The 3,937-nt window shown below is 63.6% G+C and carries 5 protein-coding genes; 1 reads left to right on the top strand and 4 read right to left on the bottom strand.

The genetic code is table 11. From position 1 onward, the window contains the following. From FBR05_14975 to FBR05_14960, 4 genes are all read right to left on the bottom strand, one after another. Nucleotides 1–790: stage V sporulation protein E (locus tag FBR05_14975; protein ID MDL1873482.1), on the bottom strand; the 790-nt coding region annotated here is incomplete at its 3' end. Next, nucleotides 787–2,115, bottom strand: coding sequence for a UDP-N-acetylmuramoyl-L-alanine--D-glutamate ligase (gene murD, locus FBR05_14970; protein ID MDL1873481.1), 1,329 nt, complete (start codon nt 2,113–2,115; stop codon nt 787–789). The genes FBR05_14975 and murD, both read right to left, overlap by 4 nt. 133 nt (nt 2,116–2,248) lie before the next feature. Continuing rightward, nucleotides 2,249–3,325, bottom strand: a complete 1,077-nt coding sequence (locus FBR05_14965) for a phospho-N-acetylmuramoyl-pentapeptide-transferase (protein MDL1873480.1) — start codon at nt 3,323–3,325, stop codon at nt 2,249–2,251. 2 nt (nt 3,326–3,327) lie between these two features. Beyond that, the gene (locus tag FBR05_14960; protein MDL1873479.1) at nt 3,328–3,579 is read right to left on the bottom strand and encodes a hypothetical protein; all 252 of its coding nucleotides are present in this window, start codon (nt 3,577–3,579) and stop codon (nt 3,328–3,330) included. Nucleotides 3,580–3,750: 171 nt separating this feature from the next. Here FBR05_14960 and FBR05_14955 point away from each other — a divergent pair. Next, the coding region (locus FBR05_14955) for a hypothetical protein (GenBank protein MDL1873478.1) at nt 3,751–3,937 on the top strand (187 nt) is incomplete at its 3' end.

Genomic DNA, 3,937 nt, shown 5'->3' with positions numbered 1-3,937 from the left:
AGTCCGTGTGGGCCGCGGGCAGATAAAACAGCTTCTGCTTGTCCTGGCCCAGCCCCGCGCCGGTGAGGCCGCCCGAGTTGAAGGCCACGTAGGACTGGATGATCTGGAAGCCCTCGTCCATCTTGTGTTCCCAGGGGTCGAGGAAGGCCAGGATGCGCTTGCGGCGGTAGTCGACCGAAAAGATCAGGAAGTAGAGTGCCGGGATGGCGGCGACGATCCCCGCCGCCAGGTAGGAGAAGCGGGTGCCGCCGATGAAGAATAGGATGAAGGAGACCATGCAGATGACGAAGGTGGTCCCCAGGTCCTTCTGCGCCAGGACCAGGAGCGAGATGAAGCCCACGATGCCGACGGCCGGCAGGAATCCGATCTTGAAGTTCTTCATCTTCTCCTTCTTCTTGGCCATGGTGTAGGCCATGAAGACGATCACCGCCAGCTTGGCGAGCTCGGAGGGCTGGATCGTGAGGCCGCCGATGCCGATCCAGCGCTGCGCCCCGCCGGCCCGGTGGCCGATGCCGGGGATGAAGGTGACGAGCAGCAGGAGAACGGTGACGCCCAGCAGGGGATAGGCCATCTTGTAGTAGAGGTGGTAGTTGACGCTCTTCACCGAGAACATCAGCACCAGGCCCGCGGCCATGAAGACGATCTCCTTTTTCAGGAAGTAGTAGGAGTCCTTGTAGAGGTCCTGCGCGTAGATGGCGGAGGCGGAGTAGACCATCAGCATCCCGATCGCCATCAAGAGCAGGGCGACGACGAGGAGCGGGTAGTCGATGGGGCGGCGCTCGGCGCTCATTTTTTCTCCCCCTGGAGCTCGCGGACGCACTTCTTAAACTGCTCGCCGCGGTCGTGGTAGTCCTTGAACATGTCGAAGCTGGAGCAGGCGGGGCTCAGCAGGACGACGCCGCCGGGCACGGCGAGTTCGCGGGCCTTGTGCACCGCCTCGCGCATTGAGGCGACCCGGACCAGCTCGGCCGAGCCTTGCAGGGCCGCGGCGATCTTGTCGGCGGCCTCGCCCATCAGGATCACGGCGCGGGTCTTGTGCTTGACCAAGGGCTTGAGCGGCGCGTAGTCGCCGCCCTTGTCCTTCCCTCCGAGGATCAGGACCACGTCCTGGTCGAAGCTCGCCAGCGACATCACGACCGCGCCGACGTTGGTGCCCTTGGAGTCGTCGTAGTAGTTAACGCCGTCGATCTCGGCCACCCATTCGATGCGGTGGGGGAGTCCTTGGAAGCTGTCGAGGGCCCGCTGGATCGGCGCGTCCGCGAGGCCGTCGGCCTTGGCGCAGGCGACGGCGCAGGCGATGTTCTCGAGGTTGTGGAGGCCGACGAGCTTGCAGCGCTCGAGGCTGAACTCGGATTCGACCCGGCCGCCCGGGGCCCAGAGGATCTTGCCCTCGTGCAGGTAGGCGCCGCGGACCTTCTTGGCCGTGCTGAAGGGGGCGCGGCGGGCCTTGGCGCCCTCGACCGCCTCGAGGCAATAGAGATCGTCGTCGTCGTAGATGGCGAAATCCTCCTCGGTCTGGAAGGAGAAGATCCGCGCCTTCGCGGCCAAGTAGGCCTGAAAATTCGGGTAGCGGTCCAGGTGGTCGTCGGTGACATTGAGCAGGGCGGCGACCTTGGGCCGGAAAGTCGCGACGGTCTCGAGCTGATAGCTGGAGACCTCGACGACGTAGCAGGAGAAATTTTTCGGGTCGCGCACCAGGTCGAGGAAGGGCGTGCCGAGGTTGCCGCCGACCCCGACGTTTTCTCCGGCCGCCTGATAGATCGCGCCGAGCAGGGAGACGGTCGTCGACTTGCCGTTGGTGCCGGTCACCGCGATGACGCGGCCCTGGGCGAGCGTGAAGGCCAGCTCCAGCTCGCCCTCGAGCTTGAGACCGCGGGCCATGGCGGCCTGGGCGGCCGGGTGCCGCGGGTCGACGCCGGGGCTGATGAAGAAACGGCTCACCCGGGCGAAGTCCGGGAGCCTACCGCCGAGGAAGAGCTCGGCGCAGGCGCCGCCGGTCTTTTCGCGGTCGAGAGCGGCGTTGTCGTCGACGCCCCACACGGTTTCACCCAGCGCGGAGAAGTGGCGCGCGACGGAGAGGCCGGTTTTTCCAAGTCCCAGGACGGCGATAGCCATGGTTTGCAACGATTCCTCACGCCGGAGACGATGCCGGCGCCGTAGGGGTCGTTCGCGAACGGCCCCTACAACGTCGGCATAGAAACCGACCTAATCGATGAACAGATCCGGTGGGCGACCCCAAGGCGGCCCGTTAACGTATCTTCAGCGTCGCCAGCGACAGCAGCGACAAAATAAAGCTGATGATCCAAAATCTCACGATGACCTTCGGCTCCGGCCAGCCCTTCAGCTCGAAGTGGTGGTGGATCGGCGCCATTTTGAAGATGCGCTTCCCGGTCAGCTTGAACGAAATCACCTGCGTCATGACGGAGACGGTCTCCAGGACGAAGATGCCGCCCACCAGGATCAGCAAAATCTCGGCCTTGGCGAGGATCGCGACCATTCCTAAGGCCGCGCCGATGCTGAGCGAGCCCGTGTCGCCCATGAAGATCTCCGCCGGATAGGAGTTGAACCAAAGAAATCCGATCAACCCGCCCACCAGGGCCCCGCAGAAGATCGCCAGCTCGCCCGCGCCGGGCACGCTGAGGACCTGCAGGTAGTCGGCCAGGGTCTTGTTGCCGGCGACGTAGACCAGGACGGCGTAGGTCGAGAAGGCCATCACGTTGGGGACGGCGACGAGGCCGTCGAGGCCGTCGGTCAGGTTGACGGCGTTGGAGGCGCCCGTGACGACCAGGCAGATCAAGGCGACGTAGAACCAGCCCAGGTCCGGCTGGACGTCCTTGAAGAAGGGCAGGACGAGCTTGGTGGAGAAATCGAGGTAGGAGAGCAGCGTCACGCCGGCGAGCGCGGCGATCAAGACCTGCAGGGGAAACTTGAGCCGCGCCTTCAGCCCCAGGTTCACCTTTTGGATCTGCTTCTTGTAGTCGTCGTAGAAGCCGATTGCGCCGTAGGAGAGTAGCACGAACATCGTCAGCCACAGATAGGCGTTTCCGAGATTTCCCCAAAGGAAGACGGAGATCGTCGTGCAGAACAGGATCAAGAGCCCGCCCATCGTCGGCGTTCCCTTTTTATTGAAATGCGTCTTGGGCCCTTCATCGCGGATGAACTGACCGACCTGGTTGCGCCGCAGGTAGGCGATGAAGCGCTTGCCGAGCAGCAGGTAGAGGATGAGCGCGGTCATCAGTGCCCCGAAGGTGCGGAAGGTGATGTATTTGAAGAGGTTGAAGACGATGAATTCCGTCCGCAGGGGATAGAGCAGGTAATAGAGCATGCTTAGTAACGCTCCTTCAGGTACGAGACGATTTTTTCGAGATGCATCCCCCGCGAGCCCTTGACCAGGATCCAGCGGACCTCGGGGGCGACGTCGGAGAGGGCCGCGATGGCGCCCTCGGTGTCGGGGAAGGAGCGCAGCCGCTGGGCCGGCATGCCGTGGGCGCGGGCGTATTCGCCAGCGTGTGCGAGCGCAGTTCCCAGATTGTAGAGCTGCGTGGCGGATGGTGCCGCGCTCTTGAGGGTTTCCTCCATCAGCCGAACGGCCTCCGCGGGCTTTTTCTCCCTCAGGAGACGCTCCGCTTCCGTCCACGTATCCGCCCCCGTGCCCGTGGCGATAAGGCAGAGTGCGAGAGGGGCTAGCCTGCGTATCATAAAGCTAAAACTACCATTCCCCCCCGACCGCCGCTAGAATCTTCCCACGGCATGGATTTCGTAAAGGACGCACTGAAGCTTCTGGAGCTGCGAAGCGTTTCCGAGGAGGGAAACGAGGAGGCGGTCAACTTCCTGATCCCCCTCTTCGAGCAGATGGGGGCGAAGCTCGTGCTCCAGCAGATCCCGCACTCGCTGCCGGATCACAATAAGCGCCAGTACAACCTGCTCGCCACCTTCG

The sequence above is a fragment of the Deltaproteobacteria bacterium PRO3 genome, from assembly GCA_030263375.1.
Classification (GTDB): Bacteria; UBA10199; UBA10199; order DSSB01; family DSSB01; genus DSSB01.
Note: the sequence above shows the minus strand (reverse complement) of the source record. Positions and strands in the feature narration are given on the sequence as shown.